The 21125-nt window shown below is 37.7% G+C and carries 21 protein-coding genes; 18 read left to right on the forward strand and 3 right to left on the reverse strand.

Annotation, left to right across the window (positions count from 1 at the left end; genetic code table 11):
• The first annotated feature begins 43 nt into the window (after positions 1-43).
• Positions 44-466 (forward strand): VOC family protein, encoded by a 423-nt coding sequence (locus IHV11_RS07120; protein ID WP_197194157.1) that lies wholly within the window; start codon positions 44-46, stop codon positions 464-466.
• Between the two features lie 60 nt (positions 467-526).
• Positions 527-2563, forward strand: coding sequence for a molybdopterin-dependent oxidoreductase (locus tag IHV11_RS07125; protein ID WP_197194158.1), 2037 nt, complete (start codon positions 527-529; stop codon positions 2561-2563).
• A gap of 76 nt (positions 2564-2639) precedes the next feature.
• On the opposite strand, the gene IHV11_RS07130 is transcribed toward IHV11_RS07125, so the two are convergent.
• Positions 2640-4184 (reverse strand): hypothetical protein, encoded by a 1545-nt coding sequence (locus tag IHV11_RS07130; protein WP_197194159.1) that lies wholly within the window; start codon positions 4182-4184, stop codon positions 2640-2642.
• A 255-nt stretch (positions 4185-4439) separates the two neighbouring features.
• On the opposite strand from IHV11_RS07130, the gene IHV11_RS07135 reads away from it, so the two are divergent.
• Both IHV11_RS07135 and IHV11_RS07140 read left to right on the forward strand, forming a co-directional pair.
• On the forward strand, positions 4440-5300 hold the full coding sequence (locus IHV11_RS07135; protein WP_197194160.1) for a zinc-ribbon domain-containing protein: 861 nt from the start codon (positions 4440-4442) through the stop codon (positions 5298-5300).
• 186 nt (positions 5301-5486) lie between these two features.
• On the forward strand, positions 5487-5858 hold the full coding sequence (locus IHV11_RS07140) for an iron chaperone (protein WP_197194161.1): 372 nt from the start codon (positions 5487-5489) through the stop codon (positions 5856-5858).
• 93 nt (positions 5859-5951) lie between these two features.
• Here the strand turns inward: IHV11_RS07140 and IHV11_RS07145 are convergent, their stop codons facing one another.
• The gene (locus tag IHV11_RS07145; protein WP_197194162.1) at positions 5952-6728 is read right to left on the reverse strand and encodes a helix-turn-helix domain-containing protein; all 777 of its coding nucleotides are present in this window, start codon (positions 6726-6728) and stop codon (positions 5952-5954) included.
• Positions 6729-6999: 271 nt separating this feature from the next.
• Between IHV11_RS07145 and IHV11_RS07150 the strand changes: the two genes are divergently transcribed.
• From IHV11_RS07150 to IHV11_RS07185, 9 genes are all read left to right on the forward strand, one after another.
• Positions 7000-7785: a sugar phosphate isomerase/epimerase family protein gene (locus IHV11_RS07150; RefSeq protein WP_197194163.1), complete on the forward strand. Its 786-nt coding sequence runs from the start codon at positions 7000-7002 to the stop codon at positions 7783-7785.
• 4 nt (positions 7786-7789) lie between these two features.
• On the forward strand, positions 7790-8968 hold the full coding sequence (locus tag IHV11_RS07155) for a Gfo/Idh/MocA family protein (protein ID WP_197194164.1): 1179 nt from the start codon (positions 7790-7792) through the stop codon (positions 8966-8968).
• A 35-nt stretch (positions 8969-9003) separates the two neighbouring features.
• Positions 9004-10365 (forward strand): ABC transporter substrate-binding protein, encoded by a 1362-nt coding sequence (locus IHV11_RS07160; protein ID WP_197194165.1) that lies wholly within the window; start codon positions 9004-9006, stop codon positions 10363-10365.
• 151 nt (positions 10366-10516) lie between these two features.
• Positions 10517-10945 carry an SRPBCC family protein gene (locus IHV11_RS07165; protein ID WP_197194166.1) on the forward strand — a complete coding sequence of 143 codons (429 nt, stop codon included), beginning with the start codon at positions 10517-10519 and terminating at the stop codon, positions 10943-10945.
• 194 nt (positions 10946-11139) lie between these two features.
• Positions 11140-11832, forward strand: a complete 693-nt coding sequence (locus IHV11_RS07170) for a response regulator transcription factor (RefSeq protein WP_197194167.1) — start codon at positions 11140-11142, stop codon at positions 11830-11832.
• Positions 11810-14011, forward strand: a complete 2202-nt coding sequence (locus IHV11_RS07175) for a histidine kinase dimerization/phospho-acceptor domain-containing protein (RefSeq protein ID WP_197194168.1) — start codon at positions 11810-11812, stop codon at positions 14009-14011. Before IHV11_RS07170 ends, IHV11_RS07175 begins: the two co-directional genes overlap by 23 nt.
• On the forward strand, positions 14008-14142 hold the full coding sequence (locus IHV11_RS21365; protein ID WP_255547276.1) for a hypothetical protein: 135 nt from the start codon (positions 14008-14010) through the stop codon (positions 14140-14142). The genes IHV11_RS07175 and IHV11_RS21365 overlap by 4 nt, the downstream gene beginning before the upstream one ends.
• A gap of 358 nt (positions 14143-14500) precedes the next feature.
• Complete coding sequence (locus IHV11_RS07180) at positions 14501-14953, forward strand: helix-turn-helix domain-containing protein (protein ID WP_197194169.1); 453 nt, start codon at positions 14501-14503, stop codon at positions 14951-14953.
• Between the two features lie 26 nt (positions 14954-14979).
• A complete protein-coding gene (locus IHV11_RS07185) occupies positions 14980-16137 on the forward strand; it encodes a DUF418 domain-containing protein (protein WP_231620203.1) in 1158 nt (385 codons plus the stop codon).
• Positions 16138-16210: 73 nt separating this feature from the next.
• Here the strand turns inward: IHV11_RS07185 and IHV11_RS07190 are convergent, their stop codons facing one another.
• Positions 16211-17392, reverse strand: coding sequence for an FtsW/RodA/SpoVE family cell cycle protein (locus IHV11_RS07190; protein WP_197194170.1), 1182 nt, complete (start codon positions 17390-17392; stop codon positions 16211-16213).
• A gap of 152 nt (positions 17393-17544) precedes the next feature.
• Here IHV11_RS07190 and IHV11_RS07195 point away from each other — a divergent pair, with 152 nt between their 5' ends.
• The 5 genes from IHV11_RS07195 (at position 17545) to IHV11_RS07215 (ending at position 20662) form a co-directional block, all read left to right on the forward strand.
• Entirely contained in the window at positions 17545-18132 is a 588-nt protein-coding gene (locus tag IHV11_RS07195; RefSeq protein WP_197194171.1) for a TetR/AcrR family transcriptional regulator, read from the forward strand.
• Positions 18132-18473 (forward strand): DMT family transporter, encoded by a 342-nt coding sequence (locus IHV11_RS07200; RefSeq protein ID WP_197194172.1) that lies wholly within the window; start codon positions 18132-18134, stop codon positions 18471-18473. The genes IHV11_RS07195 and IHV11_RS07200 overlap by 1 nt, the downstream gene beginning before the upstream one ends.
• Positions 18473-18787 carry a DMT family transporter gene (locus IHV11_RS07205; protein WP_137789314.1) on the forward strand — a complete coding sequence of 105 codons (315 nt, stop codon included), beginning with the start codon at positions 18473-18475 and terminating at the stop codon, positions 18785-18787. Before IHV11_RS07200 ends, IHV11_RS07205 begins: the two co-directional genes overlap by 1 nt.
• A gap of 67 nt (positions 18788-18854) precedes the next feature.
• The gene (locus IHV11_RS07210) at positions 18855-19259 is read left to right on the forward strand and encodes an NUDIX hydrolase (protein WP_197194173.1); all 405 of its coding nucleotides are present in this window, start codon (positions 18855-18857) and stop codon (positions 19257-19259) included.
• A gap of 164 nt (positions 19260-19423) precedes the next feature.
• Entirely contained in the window at positions 19424-20662 is a 1239-nt protein-coding gene (locus tag IHV11_RS07215; RefSeq protein WP_197194174.1) for an ATP-binding protein, read from the forward strand.
• Positions 20663-21125 lie beyond the last annotated feature (463 nt).

Consider the following 21125-nt stretch of genomic DNA (forward strand, 5'->3'; position numbering starts at 1 on the left):
AAGATTCTTATAGATAAAAGGAAATTTCAATGGAGATGAGACGATGAAACCACGAGTTACGGTCATTACGTTAGGCGTTGAAAACTTAGAGAGATCGCTACAGTTTTATCGAGATGGTTTAGGGTTCTCGACTAAAGGTATTATAGGTAAAGAGTTTGAGAATGGAGCTGTAGCTTTCTTTGATTTGCAACAGGGATTAAAGCTTGCCATTTGGAACCGCAAAGATTTGGCACATGAGTCTAAGGTTTCAGGTGGAAAACCAAACCCTACTGAATTTACTCTCGGTCATAATGTTGGAAGTATAGCAGAGGTTGATAAGGTCATGAAAGAAGCGGAACGTGCAGGAGCCATCATAACAGATCCAGCTCACGAAACGTTTTGGGGTGGATATTCTGGTCACTTTCAAGATCCAGATGGACACTTGTGGGAAGTCGTTTGGAACCCTGATTTTGAAATTTCAGATTGAAAATTTAATGTTGAAATGAAGGAATAAAATGAATCTGACATCTTGGAAAGGAGAACACATATGACCAGTTTTGTAGATAGTCCCAACGGTATTTTTCCATCGGTCTGTTCTTTAGACTGTCCCGATCAGTGTGGGTTGCTCCTCCATAAAGAAAACGGAAAAATTGTAAAAGTGGAAGGTGATCCGGACCATCCGGTCACGAAGGGCTTTATTTGTAATAAAGTTCGAAATATGACTGAACGATTATATGATGAAAAGCGTTTAAAATATCCGATGAAGCGTGTTGGAGCGAAAGGTGAAGGACATTTTGAACAAATAAGCTGGGATGAAGCCATTAACACCATCACCGCGCGATGGAAGGACTTGCTTCAAAAAGACGGAGCCGAGAGCATTCTACCTTATAGCTTTTATGGGAATATGGGTAATCTTGCTGCTGAAGGAATGGACCGTCGTTTTTTTCATAGACTAGGAGCTTCAGAGCTTGATCGAAGCATCTGTAACTCAGCAGGGGCAGCCGGTTACAAGTATACGATGGGCGGCAGCTATGGAATTGATCCTGAAGATACGGTTCATTCCAAACTGTTCATTTTCTGGGGTATTAACGCTGTTAGTACGAATATGCATCAAGTATCACTTGCACAACAAGCACGTAAACAAAATGGAGCGAAGATTGTCGTCATTGACGTCCATAAAAACCAAACTGCTAAATTTGCAGACTGGTTCATCCCTATTTTACCAGGAACCGATACGGCTCTTGCATTAGGCTTGATGCATATTCTATTTGCTGAGAACATGGTGGATCATTCATTTTTGAAACAGTACACCGTTGGATCTGAAGAGCTCCGTGAACATGTTGAACAATATGACCCTATTACAGTTTCAAGCATCACGGGAATACCTGTAGAGGATATACTAAAGCTTGCTCGGATGTATGGCCAAACGTCTCCTGCGTTTCTACGGATTGGAAACGGTCCACAGCATCACGATAATGGCGGTATGTTTGTGAGAACGGTATCTTGTCTGCCGGCTTTAACAGGTCAATGGGCCGTTAAAGGTGGAGGGGCGATCAAAGGAAATTCGGCTTATCTTGCGTTCAACACTGCTAACCTTCAACGACCTGATCTGCAGCAAAAAAAGAATACACGTGTGATAAACATGAATCTGCTTGGAGAAGCATTGCTTGCTTTAGATCCTCCCATCAAATCACTTTTTGTATATGGGACGAATCCTGCTGTGGTTGCACCTGCAGGGAATAAGGTTCGTAAAGGATTAGAACGAGAAGACCTATTTACGGTGGTACATGATTTGTTTTTAACAGAGACGGCATTGTATGCAGACATTGTATTACCAGCTACGTCTTCTTTTGAGAATACAGATTTTTACACGTCGTACTGGCACCATTACATTCAGCTTCAACAGCCTGTGATTGAAGTTTACGGAGAATCGAAGTCTAATGTAGAGGTGTTTCGATTACTTGCTAAAGGCATGGATTTTTCAGATACGGCATTTGATGATACAGAAGAAGAACTAATTGACCAAGCATTAGATTCAACAGAGAATCCCTATATTCAAAGAATAAATTTTGACGTATTGAGTAAAAAACAATATGTAAAGGCAGAGGTGGAATTTCCAACTAAGCTCCCAACACCGAGCGGAAAAATAGAACTATATTCTGAGAAGATGAAACAGGACGGCTATCCAGCGCTGCCGACATATATCCCTTTGAGTAATAATTCTGACCATCCTCTTCAATTTATTGCAGCACCGAACCATAATTTTTTAAACTCAACGTTTGCAAATCAAGACAAACATGTGCGACTTGAAAAAGAACCTGTAATTGTTATGAATCAGTTTGACGCTGATCTGGCAGGAGTAAAAGATAGCGATAAGGTACGAGTGTGGAATGAGCAAGGAGAATGTGTACTAAAAGCGAGCGTTGGTGATAATGTTCTACGAGGTGTTGCCGTTACTCAAGGTCTTTGGGGAGCAGATGAAGATACGAAACATCTAGTCAATTCTCTAACCCCTGATCGCATAGCAGATATGGGTGGGGGAGCAACCTTCTTTTCTGGAAGAGTTAGCGTTAATAAACTCTGATAACAAGACTGTATAAAATTCAGAAAGCTCTTCTTCACTATTGAAGAAGAGCTTTCGACTTTATTAAAGAGTGAATTTAATCATCACAATCTTCAATCTCTGTTTCTGATGAGATACCGGATGTAAAGGTAGTACTGAAGGAATCGCCAGCTTGATTGGTAGCAAGGATGTTCCACGTTGCTGTGCTGCCTGAACGAGTGAACCCGATGAAAACGTCAAAGAGCCCTTGAATGGTAGAAGATCCTGTAGCAATAGCTGTTCCTTCTAGAGTCGCTGCTCTTTCACCGATACAAGTGAAACGAATTCTTCTACCTTGAGCTAAGTTGAAAGTAAACGTTGTTCCTGAGAATGAGATACTAAAGTTGTCAACCGTCGGATCACATCTTTCACCTCTACCATAACATTGGTTCGCTGTTACATTTATGCTACCGGTCACAGTTGAAGGAACGCCTTGATTCACTACATTTGCAGTAGCTGGGGCACTAGATCCTCGTACACCAAGTCTGAACTTACATGGACAATTTGTTGCACGACAACTAAAATCAATGTCAATAGATGATGAGACCGTTTGAATCCCGATAGTTGCTGAACCAGTCACTATGGTTGAAGTTAAAGCAGTACCAGGTGGAACGGTTATGTTGGTCGTGAAATTTCCTGAAGCATCTGTGGTTGCTGCAGGAATAGTAGCAACAGCTTCAGGAAACTGTATAAAGGACACAGTTACACCTGATTGAGGTACACCGCCGCATAATATAGTACCAGTTAGTACACCAGTACAATCAATCTCAGAAGCTGCTGATAATGTTAGAGCACAAGTATTCGCACATTGGCCAGAAACCAATATTGTTGTGCTTAATGTTTGAGTTCCTACTGTTGCTGAAGCTGTAATATTCGCAGTTTGGGAAGGTGTATTAGGAGCGATGTTTATACCTGCAGCGACATCTCCTTGAGAGTCAGTCACATCGGATGGTGGATTGAGCGTGAAGTTGGGATTATCACTTAGAAAGTCTACTGTAACACCTTCAACTGGCACACCTCCACAAGTAACTACTGCAAAAACGTTACCTGTACAATCGAAGCTCTCACCAGATGAAGTTAATTCGATTGAACATTGTGAGGAAGGGCACATGACCATGCAATTGTCTATAGCCGAAATGGTCTCACCATTTATAACAGTTGTACCAATAATATTAGCGGGAATTTCAGCGGTACCTTCTGGAATATTAACTTCTACAAGAATTCTTCCCAATGAGTTTGTGATTGCTGGATTTGGCGTATATGTTAAACCAGCAGCGACATCATCGGTAAAAGTAACAGGTACTCCTGCTAATGGAATGCCATTACACGAAACTGTTCCACTAATAAAACCATTACAAACAATTACTGCTTCAGATTGAAGAGTTAAGTTCCCACCTGTACTTGGTCTTAGATCTATTCCAGCGATACACTCGCAATCAATTATTTGTGGTCTTCCTAATGGATCAATTCCTCTAACGCAATGATTGATAACATCTGTAAAAGTTAGATTAAAAAGACCTCCTCGATCAGTAACAACAATTATACTTCGTCCACTAGTTATCTCTTTCAAACACGCACATATGCAATGCTCTTTGTTAGTCATCAGAACTTTCCTTTCTAAATTAATGGCACTTTAGTGTATGATGAATTTTAATTTGTGTATAGGTCAATATCTCAGTAAGATGCAGAATCCTTCCAATGTTGGGAAAAAAACAACTGTTTACCTTAGTTTATAAGGTCTTTTTAACTATCATTTTCCCAAGTTCACAAACTGAATTAATAGGTATAATTAACTATTGTAAGTGTTTAATTATAGTCCTTTATAATTAGTGGATTTGTAGAGAAAGGGTTGAGAAATTTGAAGCAACTTATGTTACCGGATAAGCTTTTATTACAATGGCATCCTACAAAAAATCGAGGTATTGAACCTAGCCAAACTAGTTTTGGAAGCTATGAGTACATATGGTGGATCTGTTCAAAAGGTCATGAATGGGGAGCGACTATTCGCGAGCGATATAAAAAGAACTTGGAGTGCTCAGATTGTGTAAGAGAAGAAAGAGCATTAAAAAGATCGTATCAGTTTGATGAGATTTCAAAAGAGACTTTAGCAGACGCAGATCCTGAGCTCTGTCAGCAATGGCATCTTACTCTGAATAAAAATCTAACCACTGCAGATGTTGACAGCAAGGAAGATTGGCCTCGTAGATGGTGGATTTGCAAAAGAGGACATGAGTGGGAAGAAACCGTGATTGATCGAGTACATAATCCTAAAAGTGTATGTGTGTATTGTTCAGACAAAAAAGCGTATGAAAAGAACTGTTTGGCGACGATCCACCCTGAACTTGTAAAAGAATGGTCTACAGTGAACAATGGAAAAAGTCCACATGATGTCGTGTATAACTCAAACGAGGAAGTGGCATGGGTATGCGAAAAAGGACATGTTTGGCGAGAGAGAATTCGTAAAAGAATTAAAAATAAATCGCGATGTCCAGAGTGTGTGAAAATCGAGCAATCACTATTCAATATGTATCCTGAAATTGCAGCAGAATGGCATCCAGATCGTAATGGTACAATGTTCGGGGTTCATAAAACACCTAGAGATGTCTCCGTTACGTCATACAATAATGTTTGGTGGCGATGTAAGAGATGTGGTGACGAATACACAGCAAGGGTGAAGGATCGTGTGAAGGGCGTAGGTTGTAATTCTTGTTCTTCTTAATGAAATAAAAATTGTAACAATTGTGAGCAGCTATTCCTACCGATTAAAAAAAAGTCGATATGTATATCAACAGCCATGTTTCTTTACAGATAACCAATAGACAGGCGTTTTACTATCAAGGAATCTTCATATAAACTGTTAAGTAATGAGACTCTGTAAATTTTATCAGTGATAAGGAGATATTACATGGAAATCTTTTCGCAATACCTAGCTGGAATTGATAACCCCGATCATAGACACCGAATGGAGGAGGTTTTGGAGTGGATCTCTCAAAAATTTCCTAATCTAGAACCGCAATTCAAGTGGAACACACCGATGTATACCGATCATGGCACATTTATAATCGGTATCTCAATGGCAAAGCAACACATGAGCATTGCTCCTGAAGAAATAGCTATGGTGCGGTTTGCCGAGAGTATCAAAGAGTCTGGTTATAGCTCAACAAAGGGCTTGTTTCGTATTCGCTGGAAAGATGAAGTGAATTATAAGCTGCTTGAGGATATAATAGCGTTTAATATACAGGACAAAGCAGAATATACGAAATTTTGGCGTGAGTAACGATCGAAAGCATGATGTCAGAGTCATGCTTTTTTTATTTGAAAAAATCTCTCTGGAGTTTACCCTAACCATTTGCAGACCAGAATACGTTTTTCAACTTATTACGTAATGATGATTATACTTGCTCGGCGTTACCCCCATCCATTTTTTAAACATCCTATTAAAATACGATTGATCACAGTACCCAAGATATTCAGCGATTTCACTGATTGTCATCTGTGTATTTTGTAGTAGATGTAAGGATGTGTTAATTCTTAATTGGTGTAAGTATTGTATGGGTGTACTTCCCACTACTTCCTTAAAGATCCCTGATACGTAGTTAGGGGTTACACCTGCAAGTGAACTCAAGTCATCAATGGTTATATTACTTCTAAAGTTGCGGAGAATAAATTCTTGTATCTCGTTTGCAATCCGCTCTTTTGAAGGAGCCGTTCTTACTTCAGATGATTCTTGCGCGATTTGAGTGAGTAATTCTGACAATATACACCTTGCCATCCATTCAAAATAAGGTTTCTTCAACAGGATTTGTGTAAAAAGTGATGAAAATCTTTGTTCAAAATAAGGGGTGTTAAAAGTCTTATAACGATACATCTCATTCTTAGTTGTATAGTGCAAGATTTTCCGCAGATTTTCACTTTCCCATAAAAAAACCACTGTGTATTTTTGGTGACTCTCATCGGCGTGGTTTTCCCATGCGCGATCTACACCAGATGGAATATACAGGATCTCACCTTTAACCAATTCCACACTGACTCCATCGATCCAATACATCACTTTACCTTGTGTAACATAAACAAGTGTTGCGCATCCACGGTCTTTTCCGATCCTCCAAGTAGGATTAACGTCATGATAAACGCCTTGAATTTCCATATATTCAACTCCAATGAAAAAATTACTGGTGAATTATACAAATGGATAGGGTTTTGTTAATTCCATTAGTAGCTTCAATATTGATATTATCAAAATAATCAGAAAATATCTATAATCAAGCGGGGTGAGGCGAATACATTTACGTGCGTTAATAAACCATTAACTGTTCAGGTGAATCTGAAAGGTAAGTAGTATAAGGTATTTTTTAAATTGAGTTTTGAATTATCCAAATTCCATTTTACAAGAATCTTGAATTAAACGGGAGGGCATTATGAAATATACAGTTGCTTCGTATTCATTTAATGGCTTATTTAATCAAGGGAAAATAGATCTTTTTGGATATTTAGAAAGTGTCAAATATCGTTATCACCTGAACTCAGCTGATATTTGGAACATGATGTTAACTAGTTATGATGAGGATTATCTCATGAAAATAAAAGAAGCGATGGATGAGAAGGAATTATCCCTTGCCAATCTTTGCGTTGACTGTGCAGAGGTATGGGACCCAGATCCAAATGCTAAAGAGCAGTGGTACCAGAACGCTCTAAAAAATCTGCGAGCTGCTGAAATTTTAGGAGCACGTACCGTTAGAATCGATATGGGTGGAAGAGATTTGAAAATGACAGATGAACAATTTGAGTATACAGTGAACCGTTATCAAGAATATGCAAAAATAGCACAGAATGGCGGTTTTAAAGTAGGGCCTGAAAACCATTGGGGAGCATCAAGGGATCCTGAAAACATTAAAAAAGTTTATGAGGCAGTTGATCATCCTTCATTTGGTATCCTTCTGCACTTTGATAATTGGGATGTGGATAAAGAGAACGGCGATCGACTTTGTGCAAAATATGCCTTTCATACACATTTAGCAGCTTGGGTCATACCTGACTGTGAAGAGAAGATCAAGATTCTGCAAGATGTTGGGTATCAAGGATATCTTGGCATCGAACATCACTCAGGAGAAAATGAATACAGTCAAGTGGAATGGCAATTAGCTACCGCTCGTAATACGTGGAGAAATCTAATATCTGCCGAGCACAAGAAAGTAGAGGTATAAGGTTATGAAAAAAGTGCGAATCGGTATTATTGGCGTTGGCATGATTGGTAAAGTTCATCTAGAAAACTATGAAAAGATATCTGGTGCAGAAATCGTTGCCGCATGTGATATTGATGAAATTGAACTCAAACAAGTAGCGGAAAAGTTCAATATTCCTGACACGTACAGTGATTATCGAGAGCTGTTAGCACGTGAAGATCTGGATGCAGTTGATGTTTGTCTGCATAATAATTTACATGCGGGGATTACGATCGAAGCATTAAGAGCTGGTAAGCATGTATACTGTGAAAAACCGATTGCAGGCTCTTACAAGGATGGTAAGAAAATGATTGATACTGCAAAAGAATGCGGTAAACAACTGCATGTTCAACTAAGCTTTCTCTATGGGATCGAAACGAAAGCCGCAAAGATGTTAATAGATGAAGGAAAGCTTGGCAGACTGTATCATGCTCGTTCTACCGGATTTAGAAGACGAGGTAGACCGTTTGTTGACGGATATGGTACGAAAGAATTTAATCAAAAAGAGAAGGCATCAGGTGGAGCGTTGTTTGATATGGGTGTATATCGAATATCCCAATTGCTGTATTTAATGAATATACCTTCTGTTAAAACAATTACAGGTAAAACGTATCAAGAAATGGATATGGATGAAAAACGTAAAATGATAAGTGGATTTGATGTTGAAGAGCTTGGTTTAGGATTTGTTCGGTTCGATGGGGGTCTAACACTTGATATTATCGAATCCTGGGCGATTCATTTGAATGGATTGGGAGGAAGCAGTTTAGTAGGGAATAAAGGTGGACTATCCCTTCACGGACAAGTAAACGGAATAAACACGCCATTAAGCTATCATACTACGATGAGTGACATGGATATGGATGCTACATTCGATCTAGGTGCGGCGAATTATAGATGGCATCAACTTCAAGAGAATCCGGATGCCTATGACTCCTCACAAGATCATTGGATCGCCGCGCTTCAAGGAAGAGTGGAACTGCTGCCGACCGCTGAGATTGCACTTCAAACAATGTTAATCAGTGAAGGAATCTACTTATCAGATTCATTAGAGCGAGAAGTGACGGCTGATGAAGTTATTAAAATGTCTAAATCAACAATGCTTCACCCTATACCTAAAACTGAAAATGTAAGCGATTACAAAATAAATCAGGAGCAATTAAGTTAATCGTTTAAGAAGAATACTAGAAATGAGGTGTGTTCATGAAAGGTCTTAAATTAGCCATAAGTATTTTAATGATTACAATGTTGTTTGGATGTAACGCATCGAGCGAAGATGGAAAAAGTAATGATGCGGACGGCAAAAAGGTAACCATTTCTTATGCAAGTTGGGGATTAGGGACAGAAAAAGAACAAAATATAGAAAGACTCATGATCAAAGCGTTTGAAGAAAAATATTCAAACATCGAGATAAAATTAGTTGAGTCGATACCTAATGATAAATGGAATGATGGGTTAGCAGCTGCGGCAAGCGCAAATGAAATGCCTGATGTATTCATGCTGTCTGAAATTCCTCCAGGTGTAGCAAATGACTGGTTATTAGATCTTTCTAAATTGTCAGCTGATGATGCTGATCTTGCAAAAGTCCCTGAGGCTGTAAGAAAGGCTGCAACATACGGTGACACTCTATTCGCACTACCAGCAGGCCAGCAATTTTTAGGATATTACGTTAATAAAGACATGTTTAATGACGCTAATTTGGATGCGCCAGAAAGTGGTGCAAACATAAATGAGTTCGTTGATTCTGTAAAACGTATAACAAATATCAGTAAAGGCAAGGTGGGTATTAATAACCCAATGGCAATCCTTGACTGGTATCCTGCAGCAGTAAGTAAGACACTTGGTTGGTATACTTACACTGAAGAAGGATATCATTTGGACAGCACTGAATTCAAAGAAGGTCAAAAAATAGCAAAAGATATCGTTACGAACGATTATGCTTATGAATCGTTAACAGAGGAACAAAAAAGTAATTTCGATGGAAGTAATGCAGGAGAGGTTTGGGCATCAGGAAATATGGGTGTAATCTGGGATGGTACATGGGCATTGACTGCTTTTGAGGAAAACCTTGATTTTGATTATGATTTTATTGGAATTCCCGGCGGAAGAACCGTTGTCGCAAATGATTATATGGGAATATCAAAAAATACGAAACACCCAAAAGAAGCTTATATCTTTTCAAAATGGATGTCGTTTGGAAAAGAAGGATATCTGAAACGAATTGATATTGCTGCAGAAAAAGGGAAAGTACTAAATGGTGTGCCGGTTACAACAGATCAAGATGTGCTGGATGCCTATTTTGAACTACAAGACCTTCCTGGCGTTCGTTCATCGTTTGATAACTTGGATAATGCTATCATTGAACCTGTAAAAGCAGTACCTGGCTACGTTCAGTCACGGTGGGAAGCTCCAACAGGGGTAAGTATTTCAGAGCAACCAAACGCAAATATTCATAGTCTTCTTGAAGCATCGATTAAAGGTGAAATTAAGTTAGAAGATTATCTTTCACAGATTAATAACCTTGCTAATGCAAAGTATGTAGAAGCTAAGAAAGCCATTGAATAATAAAAGATCATCTATACGTTAGGAACTTTCGTTTTTGATGCATTTCTTGAAGCAGGGAAATGCATCTTTTTGTTGAAATAGGTTTGAGCATCAGGTAATTAGAATGGGGTATAAACTATAAAAAGTGAGAGACGGAAAGGTGGTTTATGTTATGGAAACAAGCAATAAAGTAACCATCACGGTGGAAACAACCGTGAACAAACCAGTTGCAGAAGTTTGGAAATATTGGACGGAACCACAGCATATTACAGGTTGGAGCTTTGCTTCTGACGAGTGGCACGCACCAAAAGCGGAAAACGATTTGAGAGATGGCGGAAGGTTTCTTACCAGAATGGAAGCAAAAGATGGCAGCTTTGGATTTGATTTTAGCGGGAAGTATGATGAAGTCAAAACAAATGAATATATTGCTTATACGCTAGATGATGGAAGAAAAGTTACGATTACTTTTGTCGGTTTAGAAAATGTGACGAAAGTCGTTGAAACATTTGAAGCCGAAGCGACGAATCCAGTTGAGATGCAAGAAGCTGGATGGCAAGCCTTCATGGATAATTTTAAAAGATACAGTGAAGCTCAAAACTAATAGTGTTTTAAAAGAGAGTGCATTTCTTTAAATAGAATTGCGCTTTTTTGTTTGCCTATCTTTTGAATAATGGAACCTTGTGAGTCTTAAGAAAGTCTTAAGATTTTTGCTAACTAAATGTAAAGGATTGCTGTGTAGAATAAAGATAATTTCAAATATATGCCATGCTATAATGCAGAAGGGAGTGTGAGAAAATGAATGAATTTAACGTACTTGTTGTAGATGATGAAAAAGAAATTCGAGATGCGATAGAGATCTATCTGAAAAATGAAGGAATCACAGTTGTTCAAGCTGGAGATGGCATTGAAGCAATAGAGAAATTAGACGAACATCCGATCCATCTAATTGTCATGGATATTATGATGCCAAAATTAGATGGTATCTCGACCACCTTTAAAATACGAGAACAAAAAAACATACCGATTATTATCTTAAGTGCAAAGAGTGAAGATACAGATAAAGTACTTGGACTGCAGATCGGTGCTGATGATTATGTAACAAAGCCGTTCAATCCTTTAGAACTGATCGCTCGTGTTAAATCACAGCTAAGGCGTTATGTGACTCTTGGTACATATGAGGGAAAGACAAATCTAGTTAATCTGAATGGTTTAACACTTGATAAGGAAGCAAAGGAAGTCGCCATAAACGGGGACTCAGTAAAATTAACTCCGATCGAATACAAGATTGTGGAGTTGCTCATGTCTTATCCTGGAAGAGTTTTTTCCATTAATGACATATATGAGCGAGTTTGGAAAGAACCAAGTTACAATGCTGAAAACACAGTGGCTGTTCATATCCGAAAGATTAGAGAAAAGATTGAGATCGATCCGAAAAATCCTAGATATTTAAAGGTGGTATGGGGAATTGGATACAAAATGGAAAAATAGAAGCAAGTGGGTTGTTTGGATCATGTTGTTGACTTTTGGGTTAAGTGGAATCATTTCGATCTTAGAAAATGGTCATTGGTATTTTAAAAAGGATTATTTTCAAACAGAAGAATTCAACTCACAATTTGAGGAATTTATCAATTATATAAGTATTTCTGAAATCAATTATCTTTCTGAAGATGAGCTTAAGGACAATATAAAAGTTTCTAAAGAAGAGATTGAAGAACATCGCACGCGCTATGGAAGTCTATCAGAGCAAATAGCCGATATCAAAAGTCAGTATGAAGACCAGATTGATGAAGCGAAGGCTGCTAAGAACGATGATGTTGTTAAACTTTATGAAGAACAAAGAGATGCAAAAGTTAAAGATATCATGGAGAACTTCAAAAGTGACGATCATATCAAAGCTAAGATCGTGAAGGAAAAAGAAAAAGAAGTAGAGACACTTGTTAAAGAAAGACAAAGTTATATTTCTGATTATGATCCTAACCTTTTGGGTTTCAACTACTATTTGGTGGATATGAATACAAAAGATGTGTATACAAATCTCCCGACAGCAGATCGTCCTGAAGATCTTAAAGGTCAATCAAATTTGTTCACAAAAGAATACTCTTCATCATCCGAAAACGGCAACCTACGTATTAGTGGGCCAGATACTTTCATAGAATATCATTACGAATATTTTCCTCAAAAGTCAAAAACACTTCAGGGCATCATTACTCTTCCTGGACAAGGAAGTTGGTTACAAAAACAAGTAGATGATTTTGAGAAGAGACAAACGGTGTTTTACATGATATCAATCTGCAGTATTGTGATTCTATTCCTTGTGTTTTTATGGGGCAGAAGACTTCATCCACTACAGATGGTTACTTCATCAGACAAAGTAAAGATTTATCGCAAAGTGCCTATTGATATTCGGTTAGGTTTCTTATTGTTAAGTTTGTTTTTTGCAATCATGGCAATTGTTATGAACGCACAAAACTATGATAATTTGGTATTCTCATTCATGTATAGTGACGGTCTATTCGAATTTTTGGTCACAGCGCTTATGGTGAGTATCACTCTTATCCAAACGACTTGGATCTACCGTGATGTGAGAAACAAACAGTTATATCGAGATGCGTTTATCTCAAAGTCAGCCCAATGGTTTCACCGATTAATTTCTGACGCTTTTTACAATAGAAGTGTTGCAATACAAATCATGCTGCTACTTATCGTTATTTTCTTGTCAGGTTTCGGTGCTGCAGTCGTATTCTTTCATCCCATGGCTTTCATCGTTTATTTCATCCTGTTTTTATTCTTTACTGTACCTGTGTTAATCTACCTTTTTAAAAGAATCGGGTACTTTAACAGAATCATCCAGCATACGAATGAGCTTGCGGCAGGACAAATGGAACAAGATCTTCCTCACAAGGGAAAATCAGCACTAGCCATTTTAGCTGGAAACTTAAACTTACTCAAGCACGGTGTGAAAACTTCAAAACGAGCTGAAGCAAAAAGTGAGAGGCTCAAAACGGAGCTGATCACGAATGTCAGTCATGACCTAAGAACTCCTTTGACATCAATCATTACGTATACGGAACTCTTAAAGTCACAAGAAGTAACAAAAGAGGATCAAAATGCTTATTTAGAAATTATAGATCGCAAGTCGAAGCGTCTAAAGGTTCTGATTGACGATCTGTTTGAAGTATCTAAGATGGCTAGCGGGAATCTGGAACTGATTAAAGATAAAATAGATATCGTCCAGTTGCTCCAACAAGCCATGGCTGAATACAGTGAAACCATTAAAGAATCGTCACTAACTTTTAGAGTAGCAACTCCTAATGATCCGATCTTGGCTCATGTGGATGGTCAAAAAATGTGGCGTGTATTTGAGAATTTGATCGGCAACGTCTTAAAGTATTCTATGGACAATACAAGAGTATATATATCCGTTACAGAAGAAAATCAAAAGGTCGTCGTTTCATTCAAGAATGTCTCGAAGTACGAACTAGGCGGTAACTTTGAAGAATTATTTGAACGATTCAAACGCGGAGACACATCACGTCATACAGATGGCTCTGGCCTCGGTCTCGCCATCGCAAAATCCATTGTAGATCTTCATGAGGGCAGCATGGACATCGACGTTGATGGTGATCTGTTTAAAGCGACAATTGAACTGGACGCGGTGAAAAGATGAAAATAAACAAGAAATTCTTACTTGGTATGACGATTGTGTTGTTTAGTATTTTTGGATTTGCGGATAACGCGGGTAGTCCTAAATTGAAAGAATCGGTTAAAGTAACTGAGATACTTCAAACAAGTGAGTAGGTTGGTTAGCACTTCTTCAAATGGAGGAGTGCTTTTTATTATGTTTGTTCGCATAATGATGTGAGGGTATTATAGAAGTGTGTTGTTGTCAGAAATGTCGACTCGCAGATATATGTTAAAAACTCGCCGGAATATATCCGAAATTTCTAGAATTATTTCCAAAACTTCTAGAATTAAGTGTAAACATACCCCGTGTGGTATGGATTAAGAATGCGATATTCACATCTTTTCGGCCATAAACAGGGAGATTTCACTATGCAACTAGGAGTTGCGCATCTATGCAACTAAAGTTATCTTTACTTTTTGACCATAAATTCACAATAATGAGTCTATACATACAAAAAGGTGGCTACTATCGATGGTTTTTGGTGAGAAATTGAAAAGCGTGAGGAAGGCGAGAGGCTGGTCTCAGGAAGAATTAGCAGAAAAGCTGTTTGTGAGCAGGCAATCTGTTTCAAAATGGGAGAACGGACAAAATTATCCGAGCATTGAAGTTATCATAAAGCTAAGTGATCTGTTTGAAGTAACGATTGATGAATTACTTAGAACGGATGAAGAACTAAAAGAGAAAGTGATAAAAGATAGTAAACAACTAGCTCATCCTAAATTAAAGTTTCTGTTTGATGTAGTGTTCTTACTCGGTGTTAGCTTGTTAATCATTAAACTAGGATTTCTAGGTCTTAATAAATTTACAAATGTAGATTCTTCATTGCCTGGAGGGAAATTTCTGTGGAACTTTGGACCTTTGCTATTCATGGTTGGTGGAGGAATTGGATCCGGAATCGTTAAAGAAAGATATAAGGTGGAATAAATATTAGAAAGTAGGGTTTGGAAAAAATGAATCCACATACCCAATCTAATGCGGAAAAAAAGAGAGCGATCTCCTTGGATGTAGCAAGAGGATTTATGCTTTTATTGATCGTTTTGGCTCATGCTCCTTTATTTTTATATGAATCTGATCCAGGAGTCATGAGTCGTCCTGATAGTTTGAGTGCTCTTGAGAGTATTTTTAATTCCGCAGGTGAGCTTTTTATTGATAATCGTGCACGGCCATTATTTGCAGTGTTGTTTGGTTATGGAATGGTCATGATGTACGAAAGTCAATTATCGAAAGGAAAGTCGTCCAACATAGCAAGGAAGACGATTAACCGACGCTCATTATATTTAATCTTGTTTGGAATCGTATTAGCAGTAGTTGTTGGTGGGCAAGATATTTTAATGGCTTATGGAATTGCTGGTTTACTCACGAGTAGACTACTTATGTATAATAACAAGGTCTTAGCAAAGGTTACTGTTTCTTTGACCATAGTCTTTATTCTTTATATACCGGTCATTTGGGGCTTTTTCCTAAAGGAAATAGGTAGTTACGGATTTGGCAATGAATTTTCTTCAGATCAGTCATATAGTCAGTTGTTTTTGGAAACTATCATCTATTTTCCGACTATTCCTGTTCTTATTCATTTCCTTTTCCCAATCCTTCCTTCTGTACTTATAGGGATTTGGATGGGAAGAATACGACTTTTAACAGAGTCACATAAATATACAAGAGAATTAAAAATGATTACTTTAGTGGGAATCTCAATATCGTTAATAGGTTCGATCCCATTAGTACTGATTGATGAAGTATGGAAACCAAGTTTATTTACAGCAGGAAACATTTACGGCTTTCAAATTATTACAGGTATTGCAGGTGGTTTTGGATATGCAGCGTTATTTGGGCTGTTTGGCAGCCAAATTAAAAAGCAGGGTCTCTTAACAAATTCACTCATTGCTCTAGGAAAACGCTCGCTTACATTTTACGTCTTGAACGAAACATTATTAGTGCTCTTACTATCACCAGCCGCTTTTGGTTTAGGAGGAGAATTAAGCATCATTAGTGTGACTGGGCTTGCCTTTTTGATATGGTTAACGGGTATATACATGGCTTCTCTCTTGGAAAAATATCAGCTGAATGGACCACTCGAAACCCTCATTCGCTATCTTGTCTACAGATAGTAACAAATATTACGAAGAATATCTCAAAAACAACGACGACTAGATTAATTCTACTCGTCGTTGTTTATATATCTTATTGATCAATCTCAAACATATAACGATTCGTTTGCACACTTACTCCAAGTACGATCCCCATTAACATCATATTGGATAATAACGAACTCCCTCCATAACTTAAGAACGGGAGGGTGACTCCTGTTACCGGCAACAACCCTATATTCATTCCCACATTCTGAAAGATTTGAAAAGAAAGAAGTCCAATTATCCCTGAACACATATATCCGCCAAAAGAATAGTTTGACTTCACACCTAATATCACAATTTTGTAGATTAATAAGAAAAACAGACTGACTACGATGGATGTCCCTAGAAAACCAGTATCTTCGCCAATAATGGAAAAGATGAAGTCTGTATGTGCTTCAGGTACATACATGATACCTTCCATCCAGCCTTTACCAGAATACCAACCTGAACCGATCGCTGTAATGGCTTGTTTCGTTTGATACCCTTGGTCTGTGTATTCAAATGGATTTAACCAGCCATTTATTCTACTTCTTTGGTGAGGAAGAAGTAAGACGAGCAGTTTCGTCTGAAAAAAGTCATTAAATTTAAAATAGATGACGATTAATGCTGTTATGACGATAGATGGCAGTGAAATAACGGTCAAAATAATCTTCCAGCTAACACCTGATATGAAGATGATGGACAGAATGATGGATAGGTAGAGCATAATCATTCCGGAATCGGGCTGGATGGCGACAAATACAATCGGGGCAAGACTAGCTAGTCCCATTTTGTAGATGAGATACAGATCCGATTTAATCGTACGTTGAATATATTGATAATTATGTGATTCAACGATATTACTAAGAACTAAGATCAAAGCAATCTTCATGAATTCAGATGGCTGAAAAGAGCCAAGAAAAGGTAATTGATACCACGCTTTTGAGCCGTTAATCGGTTTTGCTATACTTTCTGGTGCGAAAATTAACATCACAATAAAAAATAATACGATGCCATAAAAATACCAAGACATTCTTTTAAGCTGCTCAAAATCTAAGCGCGCTATAGCTAGCATTAAAATGGTACTTAAGGTGTACCAGAAAATCTGTTTAGGAACAAAATTACCGTTATATTGACCAGACTGTTGGCCGCTATATATGAACATAAAGCTAATAATTGCTAGTAAGAAGAGTATAAATAGAATTCCATAATCCAATTTATCTATAAAAGTTTTACTTTTTGGAGTCTCCATGTACCGCACTTCTTCCTGTTTTCATTATTTTACCAAAAATAATGATACCACATTTTGGATGGGTTGATACAAGATTAAGTCATTTCGATATGTTGACTTCAAAAAATAGTGTGATAAGATTACCTTACGACCGTTCGGAAGGTGGTTAAACAATGACATATGATCAATTGAAACAAACTGCACTCATTCAGTTTGCCCAACTAGGGTATGAAGGTGCTTCTTTATCTGTAATCGCAAACGAAGTGGGAATAAAAAAACAATCGATCTACACTCACTTTAAGAGTAAGGATGATCTCTATATACAAACGTTTCATGAAGCAACAGACTGTGAAATTGATTTTGTAAAACAATTTATTGAAGATCAGGAATCTCTTCAATTAAGAGAAGTTTTGTCCAAATTTTTAACGGAGTATTTAGAGCGATTTGAGAAAAACAATAATATGAAATTTTTTATGCGAACGTCTTTTTATCCGCCAGTGAAGCATGAAGAAGTGATAAAAGCTGGAAGTAATAAGTTTGTTGATCGTTTGGAAAGTTTATTTACTGCACTTTTTGAACAATATTCGGATGAGTTGAGACACGATGTTACTCCGGAAACTGCAGCTCTAGCATTTCTTACAATGTTAGACGGACTTCTAGTTGAATTAATCTATGGTATTCCAGAACGTCTGCAAAAAAGGTCTAAACAATCGTGGTCCGTGTTCTGGCGTGGTATTAGTATAGAAAGTGGTGAATTGTAATGAATCGTGCTTGGGCTTATGTATTAATAGGTTCAGTGTTTGAAGTGTGTTGGGTAATCGGCTTAAAGCATTCTTATGATTTTTTGACGTGGTCGGGAACAACGATCGCTATTATCTTTTCCTTTTCGCTACTCATCTTAGCAACCAAACATCTTCCTGTAGGTACAGTGTATGCCGTATTCACGGGATTAGGAGCAAGTGGAACAGTTTTGATGGAAATGCTTGTATTCGGTGAACCGTTTAGAATACTGAAAATTATACTCATTCTCGTTCTTCTAGTAGGAGTAATGGGACTTAAATTAGTGACAGGTGAACCGATATCAGAAGGAGGGGTTCAATAATGGGCTGGATCTTTCTGGTGTTTGCAGGTCTATTTGAAGTAGTTGGTGTAACAGGCATGAACCTTGTTGCTAAGAAGAGAAACATCCTATCTTTTCTTGTTCTTGTTCTAGGGTTCAGCAGCAGTTTTCTTCTGTTGAGTCTCGCTATGCAATCTTTGCCTATGGGTACAGCGTATGCAATCTGGACAGGGATCGGTACAGTAGGTTCTGGACTCGTAGGAATTTTGTTTTATGGTGAATCAAAAAACGGATTAAGAATTCTTTTTATGGCAATGGTACTCAGTGCCGCAGTTGGACTTAAACTCATTAGCTAAGGAAGGATATCTGTGTTCTTAAGTAGAATATAACTCGCAATACATTTTAAGTAGAAGAGGGATTACCTTGGGAATTCATGATACGTTTCGATTTGGTTCTCATGCTATGGTATTTAATGCAGAGAATAAGGTGCTTTTGTTAAAACGAACTTACGGTAACAAAGGTTGGAGTTTGCCTGGAGGTGCTGTCGACCCTGGTGAAACGATACATCAGGCATTGTTTCGTGAGTGTAGAGAAGAGCTTGGGATTAATGTAATCGATCCTGTTTTAACAGGGTTGTATTATCACCGTTCAATTAACACACATGCAGCAATATTCCGATGTGTGATTTCAGATGATGACGAGATCGTTCTTAGCTCCGAACACTCTGCCCTAAGATGGGCCGATCTAACAGAATTAAGTGAGAGTCAGCGAGTTCGAGCTGAGGACGCAATGCGTTTTAAGGGGCAGGTATACAGTAGAGCTTTCTAATGCTGATGATTATATATTAGAGCATTTCTTCTTAGCGGGAGAAGTGCTTTTTATTATGAAGTAATAGATACTAATACCTAGAAAATTCGTCTTTTTGACAAGGATATGCTTAAAAGTTGTCGAAAATCATGTTAGTCAGGTAAATTTAGGAAGTAGGGAACAGAATGTTAGAGTCTATCCAAAGCATGTGCTTACACGTGGTCTTCATACTTTTTACCATCCTTATTTATCAAGTATTCTTTAATGAAAGAGATGACGAACGAAAACGAATTACTTCGAAGTTCTTTCTGCTTATGCTGATCATTTTAGTTTTCACGATGAGTCAGCCAGTCGTTTATTCTGAAATCTATAAGTACGACTTTAAATCGGTTGCTATTATTTTGTCCTTCTTATACGGAGGAAAAAGGGTGGGGTTTTCGAGTCTTTTAGCACTTATTATGGTGGGTTACTTCACTGATCAGAATCTAGCTATTTTGCTAGGAAACTACATGGTGCTCTGCTTATTGTTATTGCCCATTACAAAGCTTTTTCATCGCTACGGTATCAAAGGCAAGGTTACCGTAATTAGTTTATTCTATTCATTGATACCCATTACTAGAGGAATCTCACTACTAATAAATGGGGATGAGCAGGAACTCTTTTTCGAGTTGAGTTCTTCGCTTATCGTATTGGCAACGTTAATTGCAGTTGTGCACTTAATTGAGAATATGAAAGAGCAGATGGAATTGAGACAAGAGCTTCTTCGAACGGAAAAAATGAATGTCGTCAGTCAGCTTGCTGCTTCAGTTGCTCACGAAATTAGAAACCCCATGACTTCCGTACGAGGGTTTATGCAACTTATGCAAAAAGAAGATTTAACGAAGGAACAGCAGATGTACATAAGTATCTCGATTGAAGAATTGGATCGGGCACAGGAAATTATCAATCAGTATTTGGCGTTGGCTAAACCTCAAACAGATCAATATGAAACCATCGATCTCACATCAACTATTCAACAATCAATTGATGTGATGCACTCTTATGCCATTTTGAACAGTATACATATTGCCCAACACGTAGAATCCTCTCTTAAAATTGAAGGACTTAAATTGGAGATTCAACAAGTATTGATCAACATCATCAAGAATGCTATTGAAGCAATTAAGTCGAAAGGCGAAATTAGGATATTGGCCTATAAAGATATAAACAATTTTGTTTGTATCGAAATTAAAGATAACGGCGTAGGCATGTCTAAAGAACAATTAAAAAAACTAGGCAGTCCGTATTACTCTACTAAAGAAAAAGGAACAGGACTGGGTTTAACTGTTTGCCACCAAATTGTAAAACAGATGGGAGGAAAAATTACAATTCATAGCGAGTTGAAAAAAGGAACAACATTTACAATTAAACTACCATCTAAGTGATGTTGCGCAGTAAAATTTTCAATGGAAGAGGAGACAAAAGTTATTTTACAAAGAAAATTAGTAGCGGCTTCTTTGTCAGGTACGATTTATGCCATCATTTTAGGGTTCTCTATGCCTAATCCCTTTGGAGATGAATGATTCAATTCAGTTCTAAGTTATGTATTTGCTAGTATTGGAATAATCCCTGTTTATATGATGTATAGTTTTCCCGCAATATTAATCTATGGTGTAATAACTTCTGTAATTAGTGATAAAGTTGGTGAATTTATTTCAACTAAATCTGAAAATAAAAACGCAGAACTCATTATTTCTGGCGCATTGCATATGATTTTCGGGTTAATCTTGCTTTGGTATAGTCTAATGGCCGCTGTCTTGTATTTTATTACTGATAGGATATTAAAAAGAAGAGATAAAGTAATTATATGGTATGATGCGTTAATAAGTCTATCCATACCTTTCCTTA

It is taken from the genome of Fictibacillus sp. 26RED30, from assembly GCF_015903845.1.
GTDB classification, from domain to species: domain Bacteria; phylum Bacillota; class Bacilli; order Bacillales; family Fictibacillaceae; genus Fictibacillus; species Fictibacillus phosphorivorans.

Coding starts and splice junctions, on each gene's coding strand:
- IHV11_RS07180 (WP_197194169.1), top strand. CDS start 14,501: ATGGTTTTTGGTGAGAAATTGAAAAGCGTGAGGAAGGCGAGAGGCTGG.
- IHV11_RS07205 (WP_137789314.1), top strand. CDS start 18,473: ATGGGCTGGATCTTTCTGGTGTTTGCAGGTCTATTTGAAGTAGTTGGT.
- IHV11_RS07215 (WP_197194174.1), top strand. CDS start 19,424: ATGTTAGAGTCTATCCAAAGCATGTGCTTACACGTGGTCTTCATACTT.
- IHV11_RS21365 (WP_255547276.1), top strand. CDS start 14,008: ATGAAAATAAACAAGAAATTCTTACTTGGTATGACGATTGTGTTGTTT.
- IHV11_RS07125 (WP_197194158.1), top strand. CDS start 527: ATGACCAGTTTTGTAGATAGTCCCAACGGTATTTTTCCATCGGTCTGT.
- IHV11_RS07195 (WP_197194171.1), top strand. CDS start 17,545: ATGACATATGATCAATTGAAACAAACTGCACTCATTCAGTTTGCCCAA.
- IHV11_RS07130 (WP_197194159.1), bottom strand. CDS start 4,184: ATGACTAACAAAGAGCATTGCATATGTGCGTGTTTGAAAGAGATAACT.
- IHV11_RS07185 (WP_231620203.1), top strand. CDS start 14,980: ATGAATCCACATACCCAATCTAATGCGGAAAAAAAGAGAGCGATCTCC.
- IHV11_RS07200 (WP_197194172.1), top strand. CDS start 18,132: ATGAATCGTGCTTGGGCTTATGTATTAATAGGTTCAGTGTTTGAAGTG.
- IHV11_RS07150 (WP_197194163.1), top strand. CDS start 7,000: ATGAAATATACAGTTGCTTCGTATTCATTTAATGGCTTATTTAATCAA.
- IHV11_RS07170 (WP_197194167.1), top strand. CDS start 11,140: ATGAATGAATTTAACGTACTTGTTGTAGATGATGAAAAAGAAATTCGA.
- IHV11_RS07165 (WP_197194166.1), top strand. CDS start 10,517: ATGGAAACAAGCAATAAAGTAACCATCACGGTGGAAACAACCGTGAAC.
- IHV11_RS07140 (WP_197194161.1), top strand. CDS start 5,487: ATGGAAATCTTTTCGCAATACCTAGCTGGAATTGATAACCCCGATCAT.
- IHV11_RS07155 (WP_197194164.1), top strand. CDS start 7,790: ATGAAAAAAGTGCGAATCGGTATTATTGGCGTTGGCATGATTGGTAAA.
- IHV11_RS07145 (WP_197194162.1), bottom strand. CDS start 6,728: ATGGAAATTCAAGGCGTTTATCATGACGTTAATCCTACTTGGAGGATC.
- IHV11_RS07190 (WP_197194170.1), bottom strand. CDS start 17,392: ATGGAGACTCCAAAAAGTAAAACTTTTATAGATAAATTGGATTATGGA.
- IHV11_RS07120 (WP_197194157.1), top strand. CDS start 44: ATGAAACCACGAGTTACGGTCATTACGTTAGGCGTTGAAAACTTAGAG.
- IHV11_RS07160 (WP_197194165.1), top strand. CDS start 9,004: ATGAAAGGTCTTAAATTAGCCATAAGTATTTTAATGATTACAATGTTG.